Raw genomic sequence first — 20,418 nt, forward strand, 5'->3', positions numbered from 1 at the left:
TGTTATGTTATAACAATTAAAGCGCCACGCCAGTGAATTCGAACCATGACCTTGACCCTGCTTACCGAAGCCGAACTGCTCATCCAGCCGGCTGATGACTACATGAATGATCACCAGCAGCAGTTCTTCCGCACCCTGCTGCTAAGCCAGCGCGCTGACCTGCAGGCGCGCATCGCCGAGGAGTTCGAGGCCCTGCGCGAACGCGAAACCAGCAGCGACCCAGCCGACATCGGCAGCGCCGAAGAACAGCGGCAGTGGCAACTGCGCCAGTTGGAGCGGGAAAAGAAGCTGCTCGACAAGATCGACGAAGCCCTCGATCGCCTGGCACGCGGCGAGTATGGCTGGTGCCTTGAAACCGGCGAGGCCATCGGCCTCAAGCGCCTGCTGCTGCGGCCCACCGCCAGCTTGTGCATCGAGGCCAAAGAACGCCAAGAACAACGCGAAAAGCACCTGCGTCACACTGATGGAGCCTGAAACCATGTCCAATCGTCTTCCCGTAACTGTACTGTCCGGCTTTCTTGGTGCCGGCAAGAGCACCCTGCTCAACTACATCCTGAAGAACCGCGAGGGCCTCAAGGTCGCGGTGATCGTCAACGATATGAGCGAGATCAATATCGATGGCAGCGAAGTCCAGCGCGATGTCAGCCTCAACCGCGCCGAAGAAAAACTCATCGAGATGAGCAACGGCTGCATCTGCTGCACCCTGCGCGAGGACTTGCTGGAGGAAGTCGGCCGGCTGGCCGGTGAAGGCCGCTTCGACTACCTGCTGATCGAGTCCACCGGTATTTCCGAACCTCTGCCGGTGGCTGAGACCTTTACCTTCCGCGGTGAAGACGGGCAAAGCCTGGCCGATCTGGCGCGTCTGGACACCATGGTTACCGTGGTCGATGGGGTCAACTTTCTGCGCGACTTCCACGAGGCCGAGAGCCTGGCCAGCCGCGGCGAAACCCTCGGCGAGGACGACGAGCGCTCGATCACCGACCTGCTGATCGAGCAGGTGGAGTTCGCCGACGTGATCCTGGTCAGCAAGATCGACCTGATCAGCAGCCATGAGCGTGAGGAGTTGATCGCCATCCTGCGCGGCCTCAACACCCATGCCGAGATTTTGCCGATGGCCATGGGCGCGGTGCCGCTGGCCAAGATCCTCGACACCGGCCGCTTCGACTTCGCCCGCGCGGCCGAGGCGCCGGGCTGGCTGAAGGAGCTGCGCGGTGAGCACATCCCCGAGACCGAGGAATACGGTATCGCTTCCAGCGCCTACCGTGCGCGCCGCCCATTTCATCCCGAGCGCTTCTTCGCTTTTATCAACCGTGAATGGACCAATGGCCGCCTGCTGCGCTCCAAGGGTTTCTTCTGGTTGGCCAGCAAATATCAGGAAGCGGGTAGCTGGTCCCAGGCCGGCGGCCTGATGCGTCATGGATTTGCCGGGCGCTGGTGGCGCTTCGTGCCCAAGAGCCAGTGGCCGACAGATGACGAAGGCCTGCAGGCGATCATGAAGAACTGGGAGGAGCAGAGCGGCGACTGCCGCCAGGAGCTGGTATTCATTGGCCAGAACATCGACTTCACGCAACTGACCGCCGAGCTGGACGCTTGCCTGCTGGACGATGCAGAAATGGCCCTGGGCGTGGATGCCTGGCTGGCGCTGCCCGACCCGTTCGGCCCCTGGGTCGAGGAGGAGGCGGCCTGATGCTTGCGCCGACCAACGTGAAAGTCGCGCCGCGCCGCCATCCCTATGTCCTTCTTCCTCAGGGAGGCGGTGGCGCGCTGCGTCGGATGAGGGCAGCGGGTATGCCCGTCAAGCAGCCGTTGCAGCAGGTCGCTGGCGAGCAGGTCGAGGTGTTCTGCGAGGTGCTCAACGAGCATGTCAACCTGGCCGTCTGGCAGCGTCGGTTAGCGCCAGCGATCAGCGTTTTTACCGAGCAGTTACTGGCTCGGGGCGAACCGCTGGCAGATTCCAGGGTGTTGGAGTTGGCCGATACGCAAGGCGCAGTGGATCTTGGCGATCTGCTTCAGGGCTACAGCGAGCTACCCGGCCACGCGGCTTTTATCGCCGATGTCAGCTGGTTGGTGGACGCCTTTGCCTGCCTGCTCGATGCCAGGCGCGTAGGTGTGCGCCTGCGCGTGCTGGATAAGGCCATGTGCCCGCGCTTTCACGTCGACCATGTGCCGCTACGACTGATTACCAGCTATGCAGGGATTGGCAGCCAGTGGCTGCGTGAGGGCGTTATGGCGCGTCATCGCCTCGGCGATCCGGCGGCCGAACCGCTGGATGCGGCCTTGATTGAACGTGCCGAAACCGGTCATGTGCTGCTGGCCAAGGGCGAAAAATGGCTCGGCAACGAGGGCGGTGGACTAATCCACCGCTCGCCGCAACCGCCAGCCGGCGAGCGACGGCTGTTGCTGACGCTGGATTGGCTGGCGTGATGCCGGGTGTACGGCTCGTGTAGTGTGAGCGGGGCCGCCTAGGCCGTGCGCGCCGGCGGGCAATCGAGGTGTTGTCGGTGCGCATGGCGCACCCTACCTAGGCGTGGCTTGTGTAGTTTTCGCGCTGTTTGAAACACACAAGGCCAGTATCCATATCGGTTACGTGGCGATCATAAGCTTCATCAAGAATACACCGCTGCACTGGCTTGGCTTCGCCACCGAGTCGCCTGGATTCGCGGCCAAGGCCGCTCCCACAGGATTTGCGTTAGGCGCGATCTTTGTGGGAGGGGTCTCGACCGCGAACGGGGTAGGCCGCGGTTGCGTGGCGGTCATACGTTTCATCAACAACGCACCACTACACTAGCGCGCCATCCATACGCCTCGGCTCTGCCGTTCGCAGTAAGGCTTGAGGTAGGCCGCGTCGCTGGCGACCCCGTAATAGTGGATGTCCTGCTGGTAAGGCATGCCGCTGACTTGAGCGTTGCGACACACACCGTAGGCGCCGATCGGGCATTGCTCGACGAATGCGACTTCGACTTTCTGGCCCTTCAGTTGCGGTTGGCAGAAGCCGCTGCGAAACAGGTTCGGTGGGATGCTGCGATTTTGCTGGCAGACCTTTACGTCCAGGCGTTCGGCCTGGCTATGGATTACGCAGGCCTCGCCCCAGGCCAGGGAGGACAGGGCGCAGAGCGCCAGCAGTGCGAAACGACGCATCGAGTGAACTCCAGATGACTGTAGCGGCGACTCTAGCACGAGGCCTGTATGCGGTCTGCATGGTGCAACCCTGGGATCTGGCAGGGGTTAACCTGTAGGAGATCCCCCGTATCCAGACGCCGCGCTGTTGCGCAGCAAACTGGGTGCTCAAGGATCAAGACCGTAGTGTGGGTCGGGCCGCGTAGGTTAGGCGTCCGCAAATTGGCCTGCTGCCAGCAGAGCCAGCGCGCCGTAACCCATCATCGATACACGGGTATAGGCATAAACCGCCCGATGGGTATCGCTGCGCTCAACACCATCCTACGGAAAGTTGCCCAGTTGCCGCGCTGCGCGCAAAACGCTTTCCTGATTGATCACCCAACCGCACCATAGGCCCATGCTCAAGAATATTCCTACCCATGTGATTGCCGGCCCCCTGGGTGCCGGCAAGACCAGCTTGATCCGCCACCTGCTGGCCCAGCGTCCGGCGGATGAACGCTGGGCGGTGCTGATCAACGAGTTCGGCCTGGTCGGCCTGGATGCCGCCCTGCTGACGACGGACGACGACGGCATCGCCATGGGCGAAGTGGCCGGCGGTTGCCTGTGTTGCGTCAACGGCGTGCCGTTTCAGGTCAGCTTGAGCCGCCTGCTGCGCAAGGCCAGGCCGGATCGCTTGCTGATCGAGCCGTCCGGCCTGGGCCATCCGCTAGAACTGCTCCGCCAATTGCGCGAGCCGCCCTGGCTTGGCGTGCTCGCGGTGCAGGCGCCGCTGTTGGTGCTCGATGCCATGGCCCTGGCGGCCGGCGAGACCTTGCCCGACAGCCAGCAGGCGACCCTGAGCAGTGCCGGTTTGCTGCTGCTGAACAAGGCGGAGCACCTCGACGAGGTGACCAAGGCGCGGATTCAGGCGCAACTGCCGGCACGCCCGCTGCTATGGACGACTCAGGGGACTTTGCCCTTGAGCCAGCTGCCCGGTTTCGCCGCCCGGGCCGAGGTCGGTGCGGGTCTGGATGGACTGCCCGCTGGTGCAGCGCCGATGCCGCAGCTCTGGCGCACACCGACTGAGCCGATCTGCCAGGTTCAGGCGCAGCCCGAGGGCTGGAGCATCGGCTGGCGCTGGCACCCGAGCCAGCGCTTCGAGCTGATGCAGGTGCAGCAGTGGCTCGGCAGCTTGGCCTGGCGTCGCGCCAAGCTGGTATTGCAGACCAACGCCGGCTGGCTTTCGGCCAACGCCCTCGACGGTCAGCCATTGCATTGGCAGAACAGCGAATGGCGCAAGGACTCGCGCCTGGAGCTGATTTTTAGCGAGGCGCAGGAGCTGGCGACCTTGCAGGCTGGTTTTCAGCGCTGTCGCTTGGATTGAGCAAGGACGCAGGGCTGCGCCCGCTGGATTGTGCCGGGCTGATAGACTCTGCGGGTTTTCCTAATGGATGAAGGACATGCACCTGCTCCCCTGGTCCCACGCCTGTTCCGCCGGCTTTACCCTGCGCGGCTGGCATTCGCCGCCTTCGGGCAAGCCGCTGCTGCATTTCATGCATGGCAACGGCTATTGCGGTCGTGTCTACGAGCCGCTGCTGGCGTGCCTGGCCGCCGATTTCGACCTCTGGCTGTGCGATGCCCAGGGCCATGGCGAGAGTGATCATGGCGGGCGCTTCCATGGCTGGAACCGCAGCGCGGAACTGGCGCTGGAAGCGTTTGCCGAGGGCCGCAAGCGCTTTGCCGAGGTGCCGCTGTTCGCCGTCGGCCACAGTTTTGGCGGGGTCTTGACCAGCCTGATGCTGGCCCAGCAGCCGCAACTGTTTAAGCGCGCCGTGCTGCTCGATCCGGTGCTGTTCACCCCGGCGATGATCGGGGTCATGGCGCTGTCCGACGTGGTCGGTTTGAGCCAGCGCACGACCCTGGCGAGCAAGGCGCGCAAACGCCGCTCGCAGTGGCCCGATCGCGCGGCGGCGCATGCCGCGCTGCATGGTCGCGGGATGTTCCGTGGCTGGAACGAGGACGCCTTCGACGCCTATATCGCCCATGCCCTGAAAGACAGTGACGACGGTGTCGAGTTGAAGTGCCGGCCGAGCCGCGAGGCGGAAATCTTCGGCTCCTTCCCCAAACGCCTGTGGCCGTCGCTGGCCAAGGTAACGACGCCGACCCAGGTATTTTACGGACAGCGCAGCTACCCCTTTGTCGCCAAGTCGGTGGCGCGCTGGTGCGCCAGCAACCCGCACATTCATGCCCAGGTAGTGCCTGGCGGGCACTGCTTCATGCAGGAGCAGCCCGAGGAGATCGCCATCCGCGTGCGCGATTATCTCCTGCCGGAATATGCCTAACGTCGTGCCCGCCAGGCGGTCGTCCCTCAGTCGGGTGGCGGACGATGTTCCGAGCGCCAGCGCTCCAGTTCGATGACCTGAGGGTTTTCCGCCGGTGGCGTTCTGAACGGATGGGGCGCCAGTTCGATGCGTCCAACCTGCTGGCCGAACATGATGATGCTGCCGACATGACGTTGTTCGCCGGTGACGGTGAACTCGAAGCCATACACCCGCGCCAGGCGCTTGCGCCCGCGGGCATCGGTCAGGAAAGTGATCTTGCGCAGCGCGACATTGCCGTCGAGCAATTCGACGTCGGCTTTCGCGCAGTGCTGTTTGACCTGCGCCAGGGCGCGCTCGCGCAGACCGTGGGCGTGCCACACCCAGGCGCCGGCGGTGGCCAGCAGCATCAGAACGAAAATATTACCGAGGGTCAGCATTGCGTAGCTCCAGGTGGGCACGGCAGGTCGCGGTTAACGCCGGCCATGGCTCGCCGGCATTCTGCCAGTCAGGCCGCGACCTGTCTTGCCCGGTCGATCAGCCTTAGCCTTTCAATTCCTGATAGCGCTGCTCCAGTTCCTGGCGAATCATCCGGCGCTGGTGGCCCTGGGTGAAGCGTCGCTGTTCCTCGGAGCTCTGCGGCAGGCGCGCCGGTACTGCTATCGGCTTGCCGCCCTGATCGACTGCGACCATGGTGAAGAAGCAGCTATTGGTATGCCGCACCGAGCGCTCGCGGATGTTTTCGGTGATCACCTTGATGCCGATCTCCATGGACGTGCGCCCGCAATAGTTGACCGAGGCAAGGAACGTCACCAGCTCACCAACGTGAACCGGCTCGCGAAAGATCACCTGATCGACCGACAGCGTCACCACGTAGGTGCCGGCAAAACGGCTGGCGCAGGCATAGGCGACTTCGTCGAGGTACTTGAGCAGGGTGCCACCGTGCACATTGCCGGAGAAGTTGGCCATATCCGGGGTCATCAGTACTGTCATCGACAGCTGGGCGTTTCCGGGTTCCATGGAGGATTCTCTGGTCAGGGGCTGAGCACTGTAGACGCCGACAGGGTGGGTGTCGCTACATCGCTTTATTTATAGGCCCGAAAGGTGGGCGCTACCCGGTCTGTCGAGCGGAGTTTTGCACAATCGCTCAGCAGGCCGGGCGCTGTCGTGCGCAGCGGCTCATACGACTGATTCCCGGGCGCCAGGGATCGCCAGCAGCTCGGCCAGTGCAGTGTCGAGGGTGGCGATCAGCTTATCCACATCTGCCACGCTGGTGTGCGGGCAGCACAGGGTCATGTTGTGGAATGGCGTAATCAGGATGCCGCGGTTGATCAGGTACAGGTGCAGAGCCATCTGCAGGCTGTCATGGAAGGCCGCCTCGGCCTCGGCACCGTTTCGTGGGGGTGCAGGGCAGAACTGGAACTCGCAGCGGGCGCCCAGCTCGGTGACGGTCCAATTGAGCGTGTATTTACCGATCAGAGTGCGTAAGCCCTCAGCCAGGTGCGCGGCCAGCGGCAACATGTGCGCATAGGCCGCTGGGGTCATCACCTGCTCCAGGTTGGCGCGCATGCAGTGCATGGCCAGGGCGTTAGCCGACAGGGTGGTGCCCATGCCGCTATGGCCGTGCCCATGACTGTCTTTATTGGCCCGTTGCCGGGCCAGCTGCATGGCCTCGGCCATTGCTGCGCTGCAACCGAACACGCCGCAGGGCACGCCGCCGGCAATTGGTTTGCCGAGTACGAAGAAGTCTGGATCAAGGCCCCACAGCCTGGTGCAGCCGCCGACATCGGTGGAGATGGTGTGGGTTTCGTCGATGATCAGCAGTGCCCCGTACTGGCGGGTCAGTTCACGGCATTTGGCCAGGAAGCCCGGCGCGGGCAGCACCATGCCGATATTGGTCATCGCCGGTTCGCACATCAGCGCAGCGACATCGCCCTTGGCCAATGCCGCTTCCAGTGCATCTATATCGTTGAAAGGAATTGCGCGGCTGTACTGGGTCAGGTCGTAGGCCTGGCCGATCAGGCCGGCGCGTGGCTGGGTTTGACCCTCGTGGCAGCGCACCATGACGTCATCGACTGTGCCGTGGTAGCAGCCGTCGAACGCCAGCAGCACCTTGCGTTCGGTGATGCCGCGCGCCCAGCGCAGCACGTAGCGGTTGGCATCGGTGGCGGTCGCGGTGACCTGCCAGTACGGCAGGCCGAAGCGCTCGGCCAGCAGTTCGCCGCAGACTACGGCATCTTCGCCCGGCAACATGCTGGTCAGGCCGTTATTGCTTTGTTCAGTAATGGCCTTGGCGATTGGGTCTGGCGAGTGGCCGAACATGCTGCCGGTGTCACCCAGGCAGAAGTCGATGTACTCATGACCGTCGATATCATGGAAGCGAGCGCCTTTGGCGCGACTGACGAACAGTGGGCTTGGGGTCGACCAATCGGCCATCCAGTGCATCGGCACGCCGCCGAACAGCGAGCGGCGCGCGCGCTCGGCCAGGGCGATGGATCGTGGGTTCTGTTCGGTAAAACGCTGCCGCTCGCGGGCCGCGAAGGTGCTGATGGCTGATTCGACAATTCCACTGGCGGTCATGCGTGAACACCTCGTTGATTTTTTTAAACATTCTTGGTGTCTGACCGCCGCTATGTCAACGGCCGGGTCAACGACTGGCGTCTGCTAGTATCCGGCGACTCTGGGGATGGTAATGAAGGATCGAGATGAGCAATTCTGAGTGGCAGGGGCCAAGTGCCCTGGTTCGCGGCGCAGGCAGTGGAGGAGTGGTCATTGATGGTCGATAACCTCCAGGAACAACTCTACCAGCGGGTTCGCAGCGACTTGCTGGCCGGTCGTTTCCAGCCAGGTGAGCGCCTGAAAATCCGCGACCTCGCCGCTGCCTGGGGCACCAGCCCGATGCCGGTGCGGGCCGTCTTGCAGCGGCTGGTCGCCGAGGGTGCCCTGGAGGGCGAGCAGCAGCGCTCTGCGCGAGTACCGGTGATGACCGCTGAACGCTTCCGGCAGATCATTCAGGTGCGCCGGAGCCTGGAGGGCCTGGCTGTCGAACTTGCCGCGCCGCGCTTGGGTAGCGCCGACATTGACCTGTTGCAGGGCTGCATCCTGCGCATGCAGCAGGCCCTTGAGCAGCGTGATGTAGCCGCCTACCTGCAAGACAACAGCCTGTTCCACCTGACCCTGTATCGCGCCTGCGCCAATCCGATTCTGCTGCGCATGATCGAGTCCCTGCGCCTGCAGATCGGGCCGTTTTTCAACCGGCTGTTTTCCGATAACAGTCAGTTACTGCACCTCAACGACTTCCATGAATTGGCCTTCAGGGCCTTGCAAGCAGGTGACGGCAAGGCGGCGCGGGCGGCAATGGAGCAGGACTTGAGTTATTTTGACGAGTACCTGCTCAATCAGCTGGAGCAGGAGGCGCCAGGGTGCGTGAGCAGCCCGCGCAACGATCAGCGGTTGTGACAAGACCGCGGGCATTGTGGCGAGCCGGAGAGATCCGTGCGCCGCTCGCCGCAGGCAGTGCATAGGGAAAATCGCGGGTGGGCTGTGCTCCAGGCGGAGCGCCGCCCACCGCGACCGGGTTCACGATGGTTGAAGCAGAAGCAGTCGGCGCGCGTTATTTACAAGAGCCTCAGCTCTCCAGCCAGACGTCGCGGACCCAGTGCCATACCGAATCCCAGGTTTCTTCTTCGCTCTGTTCGCCAGTGTCACCTTCCCAGAGCACTACGGTGCCGTCTTGCTCGACACAGTAGTAGTTGCCGCGATCTTCGCAGATCGGCACCAGCTCGCGAGATACGCCGAGCGACCAGGCTACCGAGGCGACTTCCGGCAGGTAGGTGTGCGATTGCGGGTCGGCGGCGGTGACGGGTTCCAGGCGGCCGTAGACCACATCGCTGACCTTGAGCAGGAACTCGCGCAGCTCGAACGGCAGGTTGATCAGAATCTGCTCTTCGATCTCCACCAGCAGTTCTTCTTCCGGCAGCTCCAGGGCGACGGGTACTGGTTCGTTCATTTCACGCAGTTGTTCGATGACTTCTTCCACAGGGTGGACTCCAGCAGCAAGGCAAAATGACGGGATAGCAACGGCGAGCACTGCGCTATAAGGCGCAGCAACTCTCCAACGTTGGGTTTTTACTCTGCCCGGCTTGGCTGAGCAAGAGGGGCTTGGCTACCGGGAAACACAAAACCCGGGACAGGCCCGGGTTTCGCGTGAAGCTTGCAAGGTTTTAGCCGTTCTGGCGGATACCGGCAACCAGCCATGGCTGGTTGTCACCGGCTGCGCGCTCCATGCGCCAGCTTTCGCTGAAGGCTTCACCCTGGTCGAAGCGCGAGGTTTTCGCCACGCCGGTAAAGGTCAGGGTGGCGACGGTTTTGTCGCTCAGGTCGTCCACGCCATCCAGCTGCACATCGAGGTCGTCGACATAAGTGGACTGGAAGCCTTCGCCCAGATCGGCGCGCTCGCGGGTGAGAAACTCAAGCAGCTGAGGCGTAACGAACTCGGCGATCTTGTTCATCTCGTCAGCGTCCCAGTGCTGCTGCAGGCTGAGGAAATGCTCGCGGCCGGCGCTGACAAAGCTTTGCTCGTTGAACCAGGCTGGCGCATTGATTACCGGCTTGATTGCGGCAGCGCTGGCACCACCGAAAATCGAGGCAGGTGCTGCCTGAGCAGGCATTTCGCGCTGCATCGGTGCGCCATTGGCGGTTACCGGGCCTGCCTGCTTGCGACGGGCGGCGAGGAAACGGAACAGCAGGAAGGCAATCAGGCCGAAGATCAGCATGTCCATGATCTGCAGGCCTTCAAAGCCGTCACCCATGAACATCGAGGCGAGCAGGCCACCAGCGGCCAGACCGGCCAAGGGGCCAAGCCAGCGCGAGGCGCCACTGGCTGCTGCCGGCTGCCGGCCAGCGGCTGGTGCGCTGGCGGTTTGCTGGGCAGGAGCCTGGCGAGCCTGGTGACTCGGCGCGGAGCCAAAGGACTTGCCGCCGCCCAAACGCTTGGCTTCGGCATCAAAACTCATGGTAAGGCCCAAACTCAGGCACATGGCCAGGGCAATGCTTAGGAAACGCTGCATGTTTAGCTGTCTCTTGGTGGTTAGAACGCTGCACGGCATCTTGCCCGCGAGCCGCGCGGAAGGCTAGTCATAGAATGTTTCGGGCTTTTGCTTCGGCTATGTACCCATCGTGGGTTGTGAGGAGAATCAGCCGCGGTTGGGTCCGGGCGCGTTGCCCGAGGCGCAACGCGCCAAAACCCGCGGATGTGCAACTGTTCATGGCCTCAATAGCAGTAGCAGCGGCCCACAGCGCAACTGCCGGCGCAGGAACGCGCGGAACTCGGCAGCGTCTTCCTCGGGGTGGCGCAACCAGTGGATGAAACTGCGCAGATAGGCACCGGTCAGCAGGCATTCCTCGGTAATCCGCGACAGCTGTTGGTTTTTCCGCCGGGCGCCCTCACGCCACCATTGCACGGTGCGACTGATGCGCAGCAGGCCGAGTATCTGCAGGTGGACATGGCCGGGCTCGAGCTTGTACAGCAGCATCTGTGCGGTCACAGAGCGGTGCGCGGCCAGGCTGTCGAGCCAGGCTACCAACAGTTCTTCCAGGCGTTTGCTCGGCTCCAGCGCGTCGAGATCTGCGGCGTTGCCGCGTTTCAGCATTGCTTGGTCCGCGCGATCGAACCAGGCTTCAACCAGTTGATCCTTTTCCCGGTAGTGGGCGGCGATTGTGTCCAGGCCACTGTCGAGATCGGCTGCTACATCGAACAGGTGCAGGCGCTCCCAGCCGCACACATCGGCCAGGCGCAGGGCGCTTTCGAGTATCTGTGATGCGGAGATAGTTTGGCGTTTCATCGGCTTACCTCGACAGCCAGTATGGGCCTCCTAGGGTCAAGGCAGGACGTAAGCGACAAACGGAACCCGCGTGCTGGCGATCCTGGTGCGCACGATAGTTGGCACTTGCAGCGCCGCCGCAACCGTTTCAGGATGGTCGGGCTTGTTCAATAAAAATAGGAGGTCGCCTGATGGTTGTTCGTATTCCCGCCGAGATCCGCCCCGTCTGCGCTGCCGACCATGCTGCCTGGTTGCCCCTGTGGCAGGGCTATCAGCGTTTCTACATGACCGAAATCCCCGCCGCCGCCAGCGAAGTTACCTGGCAGCGGTTTCTTGACCCCGCCGAACCAATGCATGCGGCCTTGGCGTGGCACGAGGGCAAGGCCATCGGCCTGGCGCACTGGATCTACCATCGTTCGACCTGGACGGTCGGTGACTACTGCTACCTGCAGGATTTGTTTATTGCTAAGGATCTGCGCAGCAGCGGGGTCGGCCGCCAGTTGGTCGAACACGTCTATGCTCAGGCCCGCCAGGCCGACTGCTCGCGGGTGTACTGGCTAACCCACGAAACCAACAGCAAGGCGATGCTGCTCTACGAGCGGGTTGCCGAGCGCTCGGGCTTCTTGCAGTTTCGCAAGCTGCTGTAGGCGGGTTGTCATTTATAGAGTGGCTTCTGGGCCGACGCTCAAAATACCGACCAGCCAATCCGCTCACTGAGTAGCTCCAAGGCCTTGATCCCGGCCAGGGAGTTGCCGGCGGCGTTCAGTTCCGGCGACCAGACGCAGATGCTGAAGCGCCCCGGCACTACTGCGATGATGCCTCCGCCGACCCCGCTCTTGCCCGGCAGGCCGACCCGGTAGGCGAAGTTGCCGGCCTCGTCGTACAGGCCGCTGGTGGCCATGATCGCGTTGACCTGTTTGGTCTGCCGTGACGTAAGGATCTGCGCGCCGCTGTGCAGGCAGAAACCATCATTGGCCAAGAAGCAAAAGGCGCGGGCCAGATCGACGCAGCTCATGCGCAGGGCGCAATAGCTGAAATAGCTGCGCAGCACCGTCTCCACATCGTTATGGAAATTGCCGAAGGACTGCATCAGGTAGGCCGCCGCCGCATTGCGCGAGCGGTGCTGGTATTCCGAATCGGCCACCCGGTTGTCCACCGCCACCAACGGGTTGCCGGCCAGACGGCGAACGAAATCGCGTAGCGACGGCACCGGCGCGGCAAAGCGCGACTGGTTGATGTCGCAGATCACCAGGGCGCCGGCGTTGATGAACGGGTTGCGTGGCCGCCCGCGCTCGAACTCCAGCTGCACCAGCGAGTTGAATGGCTGCCCGGACGGCTCATGGCCCAAACGCTGCCAGATGTCCTCGCCGGAGTGACCGATGGCCTGCACCAGGCTGAACACCTTGGAGATGCTCTGCACGGAAAACGCCGTACGCGCATCGCCAGCGCAGAACAGCTCGCCCTCGTTGCTGTACACCGCAATACCCAGCTGGTTGCCCGGCACATCGGCCAGCGCCGGGATGTAATCGGCCACCTTGCCCTGACCGATCAACGGGCGGACTTCATCGAGGATTTCATTCAACAGCGCTTGCATACATAGACTCGCCGCAATGCCCGGGCAAAACCCCGGGCGATGGCTGATAGACGCCTGCCACCTGACGCTGATCACACTCGGCGAGCCTGTCGTGGATTGTGCTTATGCTGGAGTGGCGTGGATCACGCCACTGACTTGATAACTGAGCGCAGGAACTGTGGCGTGAGCAGGCGGGCGACCACTGGCACTTGGTGGTGGCGTAAAATAACTGTATTTATATACAGCTATTTACAGGGGTCACCTCATGTCCATTTTCTTGCCAGCCCGCGGTCGTGGGGCCGCCAGCAACCCGCACAACCGTTTCGCCCCGACCCGCTCGGTGGCCGAAGACGATGGCTGGTTTCAGGACGAGACGCCGCCGTCGCGCGCCACCGAGGTGCGCAGTGAACTGGCGAAGACGGTGATCACCCGCAACAACTCGCCGGATGTCGGTTTTGACCGTTCGGTGAATCCCTATCGGGGCTGCGAGCACGGCTGCATCTACTGCTTCGCCCGCCCCAGCCACGCCTATTGGGACATGTCGCCGGGCATCGATTTCGAAACCCGGCTGATTGCCAAGACCAACCTGGCCAGCCGCCTCGAGGAAGAGCTGCAAAAGCCCGGCTATGTGCCGCAGCCGATCGCCCTGGGGATCAACACCGACGCCTATCAGCCGATCGAGCGCGAGCAGCGCCTGACCCGCCAGTCCCTGGAAATTCTCCTGCGCTACAAGCATCCCGTGCACATCATCACCAAAGGCTCGCTGATCCTGCGCGACCTCGATGTGCTCAGCGAGCTGGCCAGTCAGCGCCTGGTCAGCGTGGCCTTCAGTCTGACCACCCTGGACGATGAATTGAAACGCATCATGGAGCCGCGCGCCGCTTCGCCGGGGGCACGCTTGCGCGCGATGCGCACGCTGCACGAGGCCGGGGTGCCGGTCAGCGTGATGTGCGCACCGATGATTCCGATGATCAACGACATGGAGCTGGAGCACCTGCTGGAAGCCGCTCGCGATGCCGGCGCCTGTTCCGCAGGCTATGTACTGCTGCGCCTGCCACTGGAAATCGCCGAGCTGTTCGAGCAATGGCTGCAGGCGCACTTCCCCGAGCGCGCCCTGCATGTCATGAGCCTGATTCGTCAGTCGCGTGGCGGCAAGAACTACGACAGCCGCTTCGGCAGTCGCATGCGCGGCGAAGGTCCGTTCGCCGACTTGCTGGCCCAGCGCTTCCGCCTGGCCAGGCGCAAACTTGGCCTGGATCGCCGCGACAGCGAGGACCTGGACTGCTCGCTATTCTGCCCTCCCGGTGCGCAGTTGAGCCTGCTGTGATTCCTTGGCGTTACGCTGAATAAGCGCTCGCTTGCTGTGTTTGTTTGCAGCTATCGCGGCCAAGTAACGCAACTGGAACGCCAATTGCTGCTGATCGAACAGGCGACCTGTCAGGTTGTCACTGGCTGGGTTTGCGGTGACCAATGGCGCGCGCCGAGTGTCCAGTAACAGTGCGCAATCACCTGTTCGGGGTATTAAGCCGAGCCAGAAGGATGCACCCCTGCAGATTTTTCGAGGTCAGCCCTATGGACAAGCAAGAGCAACAGAGCAGCCGCGTGGTGGAGAGTGCCGAGGACGCGCTGCGCAATATCATCGAAGGCTTTCAGCGCTTTCGTCAGGATGTGTTCCCGCAGCAGCAGGCGCTGTTCAAGAAGCTCGCCCATGAGCAGACGCCACGGGCGATGATCATCACCTGCGCCGATTCGCGCATCGTCCCTGAATTGATCACCCAGAGCGATCCCGGCGACCTGTTCGTCACCCGCAACGTCGGCAACGTAGTGCCGCCCTACGGGCAGATGATGGGCGGGGTATCTACTGCCATCGAGTACGCGGTAATGGCCCTCGGCGTGCATCACATCATCATTTGTGGGCATTCCGATTGCGGCGCGATGAAGGCGGTGCTCAACCCTGAAGAGCTGGAGCGCATGCCTACGGTTAAAGCCTGGTTGCGCCATGCCGAGGTGGCCAAGATCGTGGTGGCGGACAATTGCGGCTGCACCGATCACAACACGCTAGGCATCCTCACCGAGGAAAACGTGGTGGCCCAACTCGACCACCTGCGCACCCATCCCTCGGTGGCCTCGCGTTTGGCCAGCGGTCAGCTGTTCATCCATGGCTGGGTGTACGACATCGAGACCAGCGCGATCAAAGCCTATGACGCCGAGAAAGGCGAGTTTCGCCAGATCGGTGACGGCCCGCTGCCGATGGCCACGCCGCGGCCGCGCTATTTGCAGGTCTGACGGTGATCCAGGCGTTATCCCGGGCTGGCCGGTGAAGCGCTTGTCAGCTCGCCGCGCGCGATTCATCCAGCTGCAGTTCTACCCCCAGCTGGCCTGACAGGCAGGGCCAGCGTTCCCAGGCTGCTGCGGTTTGCGGGTCGCTCAAGCGTTCACGGTAGGCACGCACGGAGGCTTGGTCGAAGCTGGCTTCGTCGAGCATGCCATCCACCGCGTGATGCACGGCTTCGTCCAGCTGATTGGCAAACGGCTCGCCGATCAACTGGTGAGCGATCAGGTTGGCCACCGTGGTGTCCAGTGGAATCAGTGGCTGGCCCAGGTGGGCGATATAGCGGTCGTTGACCTCCTCGACCAGGCGATGAGCCAGGTAGGCTTCGTCGAGCAAGCCGTCGAGGCCGTGATGCCCGGTGATCAGTGCGGGCGGCTGCAGAAAAAACTGCTCGGCAATTTTCAGTACCGGCTTGATCTGCGCCTCGATACCGGCTTCGCGTGCAACCTGATTAGCTGCTTCCAGCACATCGGGGACCTGCTCGATGTAAGCACTGACAAAGCGCGTCAGCACGCCCAGAGTATCGGTGTCGGGCAGGCGAATGGAGGGGTGCAGTCGTTCCAGCTGTGCACCCAGTTGTTTCTGGAGTTGGTAGCTGCTGGCTTCGTGTTGGTGGGCGTGCTGAATCAGTTCGCGCAATGCAGGGATATTCATGACTGCTCCTGAAATGAGGACATGGGCGTGAACCATAGCTGGTGGGAGACGGTTGCTCAGACGAGATTGTCATAAATTTTTCATACTTATGCGAGCGCGCTATAAGGCGCTAAGCCTGATTCTAGCCAGGCCACACCCTCCGTGGCGTTTAGCGCAAGCCTTGTGCGGCTTTGGTCATTTTCGTTTTGACGTTGCCAGGTTGGAGTCGCCGTCTATACTCGAATTCGAAAGGCAGTACCTGATAACACCGGACGGACTGCGGCACAGAGTGCTTTCGATAGTGTTGATGACCATCGAGTCTCTTTCGCACGCTCCGCCGGCGGGATAACAAGAACGATAAGGGGAACCCGCAATGATGCGACATCCACGCGTTTGGATGAGCCTCCTGCTGTGTTTGGTATTCAGTTCGGCTCACGCCAGCTGGACAGTCAACATGGCGCCCGGAGCTACTGAGGTCAGTCGCTCGGTGTTTGACTTGCACATGACCATTTTCTGGATCTGTGTGGTCATTGGCGTGATCGTGTTTGGTGCCATGTTCTGGTCGATGCTCGTTCACCGCCGTTCCACCGGGCACAAGCCTGCGCACTTCCACGAAAGCACTACGGTCGAGATCCTTTGGACCGTGGTACCGCTGTTGATTCTGGTGCTGATGGCTATTCCGGCGACCAAGACCTTGATCGAGATCTATGACAGCTCTGAATCCGAGCTGGATATTCAGATCACCGGGTACCAGTGGAAGTGGCATTACAAGTACCTGGGCCAGGACGTCGAGTTCTTCAGCAATTTGACCACGCCACGAAGCCAGATCAACAACCAGGCCGTAAAAGGTGAGCACTATCTGCTGGAGGTCGATGAGCCGCTAGTGGTGCCGGTTGGCACCAAGGTGCGCTTCCTCATCACCGCAGCCGACGTGATCCACTCCTGGTGGGTGCCGGCTCTGGCGGTGAAGAAGGATGCCATTCCTGGCTTCATCAATGAGTCCTGGACACGTATCGACGAGCCCGGGATCTTCCGTGGTCAATGCACTGAGCTGTGCGGCAAGGACCACGGCTTCATGCCGGTAGTGGTTGAGGCCAAGTCCAAAGAAGACTTCGCCATCTGGCTGGCCGAGCGCAAGCAGCTGGCTGCCGCAGAGAGGGAGCTGACCAGCAAGGAATGGACCATGGATGAGCTGATGGTCCGCGGCGAGAAGGCCTACGTCACCGCCTGTGCCGCCTGCCACCAAGCCAATGGCGAAGGCCTGCCGCCGATGTTCCCAGCGCTCAAGGGCTCGGCCATCGCGGTCGGCCCTGCTGAAGGCCATATCGACATAGTAGTCAACGGCAAGCCCGGTACCTCCATGGCCGCCTTCGGCAAGCAACTGTCGGAAGTCGATCTGGCCGCGATCATCACCTACGAACGCAACGCCTGGGGCAACAAGCTCGGTGACATGGTCACCCCACAGGACATCGTTGCCTTCAAACAGGCTCAGGAGTAACGGACATGAGTGCAGTGATCGATCCGGGCCATGCTGGCCACGGTCATGCCGGACATGACCATCACCACGGCCCGGCCAAAGGCCTGATGCGCTGGGTGTTGACCACCAACCATAAAGACATCGGCACCATGTACCTGTGGTTCAGCTTCGCCATGTTCCTGCTTGGCGGCAGTATGGCCATGGTGATTCGTGCCGAGTTGTTCCAGCCGGGCCTGCAGATCGTGCAGCCGGAGTTCTTCAACCAGATGACCACCATGCACGGTCTGATCATGGTCTTTGGTGCGGTGATGCCGGCGTTTGTCGGCCTGGCCAACTGGATGGTTCCGCTGATGATCGGCGCGCCGGACATGGCCCTGCCGCGGATGAATAACTTCAGCTTCTGGCTGTTGCCGGCGGCCTTCGGACTGTTGGTCAGCACCCTGTTTATGGAAGGCGGTGGGCCGAACTTCGGTTGGACGTTCTATGCCCCGCTGTCTACCACTTACGGGCCGGAAAGCACCACCTTCTTTATCTTCGCCGTGCACCTGATGGGCATCAGTTCGATCATGGGCGCGATCAACGTGGTCGCCACCATCCTCAACCTGCGCGCCCCCGGCATGACCCTGATGAAGATGCCGCTGTTCGTCTGGACCTGGCTGATCACCGGCTTTTTGCTGATCGCGGTGATGCCGGTACTGGCGGGTTGCGTGACCATGATGCTGATGGATATCCACTTCGGCACCAGCTTCTTCACCGCCGCTGGCGGCGGTGACCCGGTACTGTTCCAGCACGTGTTCTGGTTCTTCGGTCATCCCGAGGTGTACATCATGATCCTGCCGGCCTTCGGAGCGGTCAGTGCGATCATCCCGGCCTTCGCCCGCAAGCCGCTGTTCGGCTACACCTCGATGGTCTACGCCACGGCCTCTATCGCCTTCCTGTCGTTCATCGTCTGGGCGCACCACATGTTCACCGTGGGCATCCCGCTCACTGGTCAGCTGTTCTTCATGTACGCCACTATGCTGATCGCCGTACCGACCGGGGTGAAGGTGTTCAACTGGGCCAGCACCATGTGGCAGGGTTCGATGACGTTCGAGACGCCGATGCTGTTTTCGGTGGCCTTCGTCATCCTGTTCACCATCGGCGGCTTCTCTGGCCTGATGCTGGCCATCGCCCCGGCCGACTTCCAGTACCACGACACCTACTTCGTGGTGGCGCACTTCCACTATGTGCTGGTGCCGGGTGCGATCTTCGGCATCTTCGCCTCGGCCTACTACTGGCTGCCGAAGTGGACCGGGCACATGTACGACGAGACCCTGGGCAAGCTGCATTTCTGGATGAGCTTTGTGGGCATGAACCTGGCGTTCTTCCCGATGCACTTCGTCGGCTTGGCCGGCATGCCACGGCGTATTCCTGACTACAACATGATGTTCGCCAACTTCAACATGGTGTCCTCGATCGGCGCCTTTATGTTCGGTGCCACGCAGTTGTTGTTCCTGTTTATCGTGATCAAGTGCATCCGTGGCGGTAAGCCCGCGCCGGCCAAACCCTGGGACGGTGCCGAAGGCCTTGAGTGGACAGTTCCGTCGCCAGCGCCTTATCACACCTTCCAGACCCCACCGGACGTGAAGTGATGTGCCCTTTTGCAGGTGCGACCTCGCGCGCGATCCGGTGCCCTCTTGGCGTGCAGGTTGGTTCCTGCGGGGATGTGCGGACATGAACGAAAGCCTGAGTACCCGCCGCCTGGTCACCCGGTTGTGTCTGGTGGTGGTTGGCATGTTCGGTTTTGGTTTCGCCCTGGTGCCGATCTACGACGTGATGTGTCAGGCCTTTGGTATCAACGGTAAGACCGCTGGCGCCTACCAGGCCGGGCAGCAGAGCGTTGACGAATCGCGCCAGGTGCGTGTGCAGTTTCTCGCTACCAATGCAGCCGATATGGTCTGGGAGTTCCGCCCGCTGGCCGATGAAGTGACAGTGCATCCGGGCGACACCACGCAGATGGTTTTTGTTGCACACAACCCCACCGACAAACCGATGACCGCTCAGGCTATTCCCAGCGTTGCACCCTCCAGGGCGGCGGCGTATTTCCACAAGACCGAGTGCTTCTGCTTTACCCAACAGGTGCTGCAGCCCGGCGAACGTATTGAAATGCCGGTGCGCTTTATCGTCGACCGGGATTTACCCGCAGATGTTCGCTACCTGACTCTGGCCTATGCCCTGTTCGATATCACTGCGAGTAAACCGCCTGTAGCCCAGGTGGGCCAATAAGGAGAATAAAGATGGCAGCTCATGAGCAGTACTACGTCCCCGCCCAGAGCAAGTGGCCGATTATTGCCACCCTCGGTTTGCTGATCACGGTTTACGGACTCGGCGCCTGGTTCAACGACCTGTCGGCCAATCGAGAGGACTCCAACGGGCCGCTCATCTTCTTCATCGGCAGCCTGTTCCTCGCCTATATGCTGTTTGGCTGGTTCGGTGCCGTGATCAAGGAGAGCCGCTCCGGCCTCTACAGCGCGCAGATGGACCTCTCGTTCCGTTGGGGCATGAGCTGGTTTATCTTCTCCGAGGTGATGTTCTTCGCCGCGTTCTTCGGCGTGCTGTTCTATGTGCGCACCTGGGCCGGCCCATGGCTTGGTGGTGAAGGCGACAAGGGCGTGAGCAATATGCTCTGGCCGGGCTTTGAATACACCTGGCCGTTGCTCAACACGCCAGATCCAAAGCTGTTCCCGGCTCCCAGTGGGGTCATCAGTGCCTGGGGTTTACCGCTGATTAACACCATCCTGTTGGTGGCCTCCAGCTTCACCCTGACCTTTGCCCACCACGCGTTACGCAAGAACCAGCGCAAGCCGTTGACACTTTGGCTGGCGCTGACGGTCGTGCTTGGTGTGGCGTTCCTGATATTGCAGGCCGAAGAGTATATCCATGCCTATTCCGAGCTGGGCCTGACCCTGGGTTCGGGAATCTATGGTGCAACCTTCTTTATGCTCACCGGCTTTCACGGTGCGCACGTCACCTTCGGGGCGATCATGCTTACGGTGATGCTGGTTCGCGTTATGCGTGGCCACTTCAGCCCCGAGCATCACTTTGGCTTCGAGGCTGCCGCTTGGTACTGGCACTTCGTTGATGTGGTATGGATCGGCCTGTACACCTTCGTTTACGTGCTCTAGGAG

The 20,418-nt window shown here is 61.8% G+C and carries 22 protein-coding genes; 13 read left to right on the forward strand and 9 right to left on the reverse strand.

What is annotated here, in order from left to right; translation table 11 throughout:
• The first annotated feature begins 45 nt into the window (after positions 1 to 45).
• From dksA to Q8K09_RS00830, 3 genes are all read left to right on the forward strand, one after another.
• On the forward strand, positions 46 to 474 hold the full coding sequence (dksA, locus tag Q8K09_RS00820) for an RNA polymerase-binding protein DksA (RefSeq protein WP_305253028.1): 429 nt from the start codon (positions 46 to 48) through the stop codon (positions 472 to 474).
• A 4-nt stretch (positions 475 to 478) separates the two neighbouring features.
• Positions 479 to 1,687, forward strand: a complete 1,209-nt coding sequence (gene zigA / locus Q8K09_RS00825) for a zinc metallochaperone GTPase ZigA (protein WP_305253030.1) — start codon at positions 479 to 481, stop codon at positions 1,685 to 1,687.
• Between the two features lie 86 nt (positions 1,688 to 1,773).
• The gene (locus Q8K09_RS00830) at positions 1,774 to 2,424 is read left to right on the forward strand and encodes a DUF1826 domain-containing protein (protein WP_305253078.1); all 651 of its coding nucleotides are present in this window, start codon (positions 1,774 to 1,776) and stop codon (positions 2,422 to 2,424) included.
• A gap of 360 nt (positions 2,425 to 2,784) precedes the next feature.
• On the opposite strand, the gene Q8K09_RS00835 is transcribed toward Q8K09_RS00830, so the two are convergent.
• Entirely contained in the window at positions 2,785 to 3,138 is a 354-nt protein-coding gene (locus tag Q8K09_RS00835) for an NADH:ubiquinone oxidoreductase (protein WP_305253031.1), read from the reverse strand.
• A gap of 376 nt (positions 3,139 to 3,514) precedes the next feature.
• Here Q8K09_RS00835 and Q8K09_RS00840 point away from each other — a divergent pair, with 376 nt between their 5' ends.
• Together Q8K09_RS00840 and Q8K09_RS00845 are read left to right on the forward strand one after the other, a co-directional pair.
• Positions 3,515 to 4,480: a GTP-binding protein gene (locus Q8K09_RS00840; protein ID WP_305253032.1), complete on the forward strand. Its 966-nt coding sequence runs from the start codon at positions 3,515 to 3,517 to the stop codon at positions 4,478 to 4,480.
• Positions 4,481 to 4,556: 76 nt separating this feature from the next.
• Positions 4,557 to 5,438, forward strand: a complete 882-nt coding sequence (locus Q8K09_RS00845; protein WP_305253033.1) for an alpha/beta fold hydrolase — start codon at positions 4,557 to 4,559, stop codon at positions 5,436 to 5,438.
• A 26-nt stretch (positions 5,439 to 5,464) separates the two neighbouring features.
• On the opposite strand, the gene Q8K09_RS00850 is transcribed toward Q8K09_RS00845, so the two are convergent.
• From Q8K09_RS00850 to Q8K09_RS00860, 3 genes are all read right to left on the reverse strand, one after another.
• Positions 5,465 to 5,854: a DUF3301 domain-containing protein gene (locus tag Q8K09_RS00850; protein WP_305253035.1), complete on the reverse strand. Its 390-nt coding sequence runs from the start codon at positions 5,852 to 5,854 to the stop codon at positions 5,465 to 5,467.
• A 103-nt stretch (positions 5,855 to 5,957) separates the two neighbouring features.
• On the reverse strand, positions 5,958 to 6,434 hold the full coding sequence (locus Q8K09_RS00855; protein WP_305253036.1) for an acyl-CoA thioesterase: 477 nt from the start codon (positions 6,432 to 6,434) through the stop codon (positions 5,958 to 5,960).
• Positions 6,435 to 6,593: 159 nt separating this feature from the next.
• Positions 6,594 to 7,994: an aspartate aminotransferase family protein gene (locus Q8K09_RS00860; protein ID WP_305253038.1), complete on the reverse strand. Its 1,401-nt coding sequence runs from the start codon at positions 7,992 to 7,994 to the stop codon at positions 6,594 to 6,596.
• 195 nt (positions 7,995 to 8,189) lie between these two features.
• Here Q8K09_RS00860 and Q8K09_RS00865 point away from each other — a divergent pair, with 195 nt between their 5' ends.
• Positions 8,190 to 8,873, forward strand: a complete 684-nt coding sequence (locus tag Q8K09_RS00865) for a GntR family transcriptional regulator (RefSeq protein ID WP_305253040.1) — start codon at positions 8,190 to 8,192, stop codon at positions 8,871 to 8,873.
• Positions 8,874 to 9,042: 169 nt separating this feature from the next.
• Here Q8K09_RS00865 and Q8K09_RS00870 read toward each other — a convergent pair whose 3' ends face one another.
• From Q8K09_RS00870 to Q8K09_RS00880, 3 genes are all read right to left on the reverse strand, one after another.
• Positions 9,043 to 9,453 (reverse strand): SMI1/KNR4 family protein, encoded by a 411-nt coding sequence (locus Q8K09_RS00870; protein ID WP_079204002.1) that lies wholly within the window; start codon positions 9,451 to 9,453, stop codon positions 9,043 to 9,045.
• 184 nt (positions 9,454 to 9,637) lie between these two features.
• Entirely contained in the window at positions 9,638 to 10,483 is an 846-nt protein-coding gene (locus Q8K09_RS00875) for a Tim44 domain-containing protein (RefSeq protein WP_305253043.1), read from the reverse strand.
• A 195-nt stretch (positions 10,484 to 10,678) separates the two neighbouring features.
• Positions 10,679 to 11,257, reverse strand: coding sequence for a TetR/AcrR family transcriptional regulator (locus Q8K09_RS00880; protein ID WP_305253044.1), 579 nt, complete (start codon positions 11,255 to 11,257; stop codon positions 10,679 to 10,681).
• Positions 11,258 to 11,427: 170 nt separating this feature from the next.
• Here Q8K09_RS00880 and Q8K09_RS00885 point away from each other — a divergent pair, with 170 nt between their 5' ends.
• On the forward strand, positions 11,428 to 11,883 hold the full coding sequence (locus Q8K09_RS00885; RefSeq protein ID WP_305253046.1) for a GNAT family N-acetyltransferase: 456 nt from the start codon (positions 11,428 to 11,430) through the stop codon (positions 11,881 to 11,883).
• A gap of 38 nt (positions 11,884 to 11,921) precedes the next feature.
• On the opposite strand, the gene glsB is transcribed toward Q8K09_RS00885, so the two are convergent.
• Positions 11,922 to 12,830 carry a glutaminase B gene (glsB, locus tag Q8K09_RS00890; protein WP_305253048.1) on the reverse strand — a complete coding sequence of 303 codons (909 nt, stop codon included), beginning with the start codon at positions 12,828 to 12,830 and terminating at the stop codon, positions 11,922 to 11,924.
• A 244-nt stretch (positions 12,831 to 13,074) separates the two neighbouring features.
• Here glsB and Q8K09_RS00895 point away from each other — a divergent pair, with 244 nt between their 5' ends.
• Together Q8K09_RS00895 and Q8K09_RS00900 are read left to right on the forward strand one after the other, a co-directional pair.
• Entirely contained in the window at positions 13,075 to 14,136 is a 1,062-nt protein-coding gene (locus Q8K09_RS00895; RefSeq protein WP_305253050.1) for a PA0069 family radical SAM protein, read from the forward strand.
• A 245-nt stretch (positions 14,137 to 14,381) separates the two neighbouring features.
• On the forward strand, positions 14,382 to 15,095 hold the full coding sequence (locus Q8K09_RS00900) for a carbonic anhydrase (RefSeq protein WP_305253053.1): 714 nt from the start codon (positions 14,382 to 14,384) through the stop codon (positions 15,093 to 15,095).
• A gap of 43 nt (positions 15,096 to 15,138) precedes the next feature.
• On the opposite strand, the gene Q8K09_RS00905 is transcribed toward Q8K09_RS00900, so the two are convergent.
• Positions 15,139 to 15,795 carry a hypothetical protein gene (locus Q8K09_RS00905; RefSeq protein ID WP_305253055.1) on the reverse strand — a complete coding sequence of 219 codons (657 nt, stop codon included), beginning with the start codon at positions 15,793 to 15,795 and terminating at the stop codon, positions 15,139 to 15,141.
• A gap of 352 nt (positions 15,796 to 16,147) precedes the next feature.
• Here Q8K09_RS00905 and coxB point away from each other — a divergent pair, with 352 nt between their 5' ends.
• From coxB to Q8K09_RS00925, 4 genes are all read left to right on the forward strand, one after another.
• Positions 16,148 to 17,272: a cytochrome c oxidase subunit II gene (coxB, locus tag Q8K09_RS00910; RefSeq protein WP_305253057.1), complete on the forward strand. Its 1,125-nt coding sequence runs from the start codon at positions 16,148 to 16,150 to the stop codon at positions 17,270 to 17,272.
• A 5-nt stretch (positions 17,273 to 17,277) separates the two neighbouring features.
• Complete coding sequence (ctaD, locus tag Q8K09_RS00915; protein ID WP_305253058.1) at positions 17,278 to 18,882, forward strand: cytochrome c oxidase subunit I; 1,605 nt, start codon at positions 17,278 to 17,280, stop codon at positions 18,880 to 18,882.
• An 82-nt stretch (positions 18,883 to 18,964) separates the two neighbouring features.
• Positions 18,965 to 19,516, forward strand: coding sequence for a cytochrome c oxidase assembly protein (locus Q8K09_RS00920; protein ID WP_305253059.1), 552 nt, complete (start codon positions 18,965 to 18,967; stop codon positions 19,514 to 19,516).
• Between the two features lie 11 nt (positions 19,517 to 19,527).
• Positions 19,528 to 20,415 (forward strand): cytochrome c oxidase subunit 3, encoded by an 888-nt coding sequence (locus Q8K09_RS00925; RefSeq protein WP_305253061.1) that lies wholly within the window; start codon positions 19,528 to 19,530, stop codon positions 20,413 to 20,415.
• Positions 20,416 to 20,418 lie beyond the last annotated feature (3 nt).

Origin of the sequence: Pseudomonas sp. (genome assembly GCF_030683065.1) — a bacterium.
Classification (GTDB): Bacteria; Pseudomonadota; Gammaproteobacteria; order Pseudomonadales; family Pseudomonadaceae; genus Aquipseudomonas.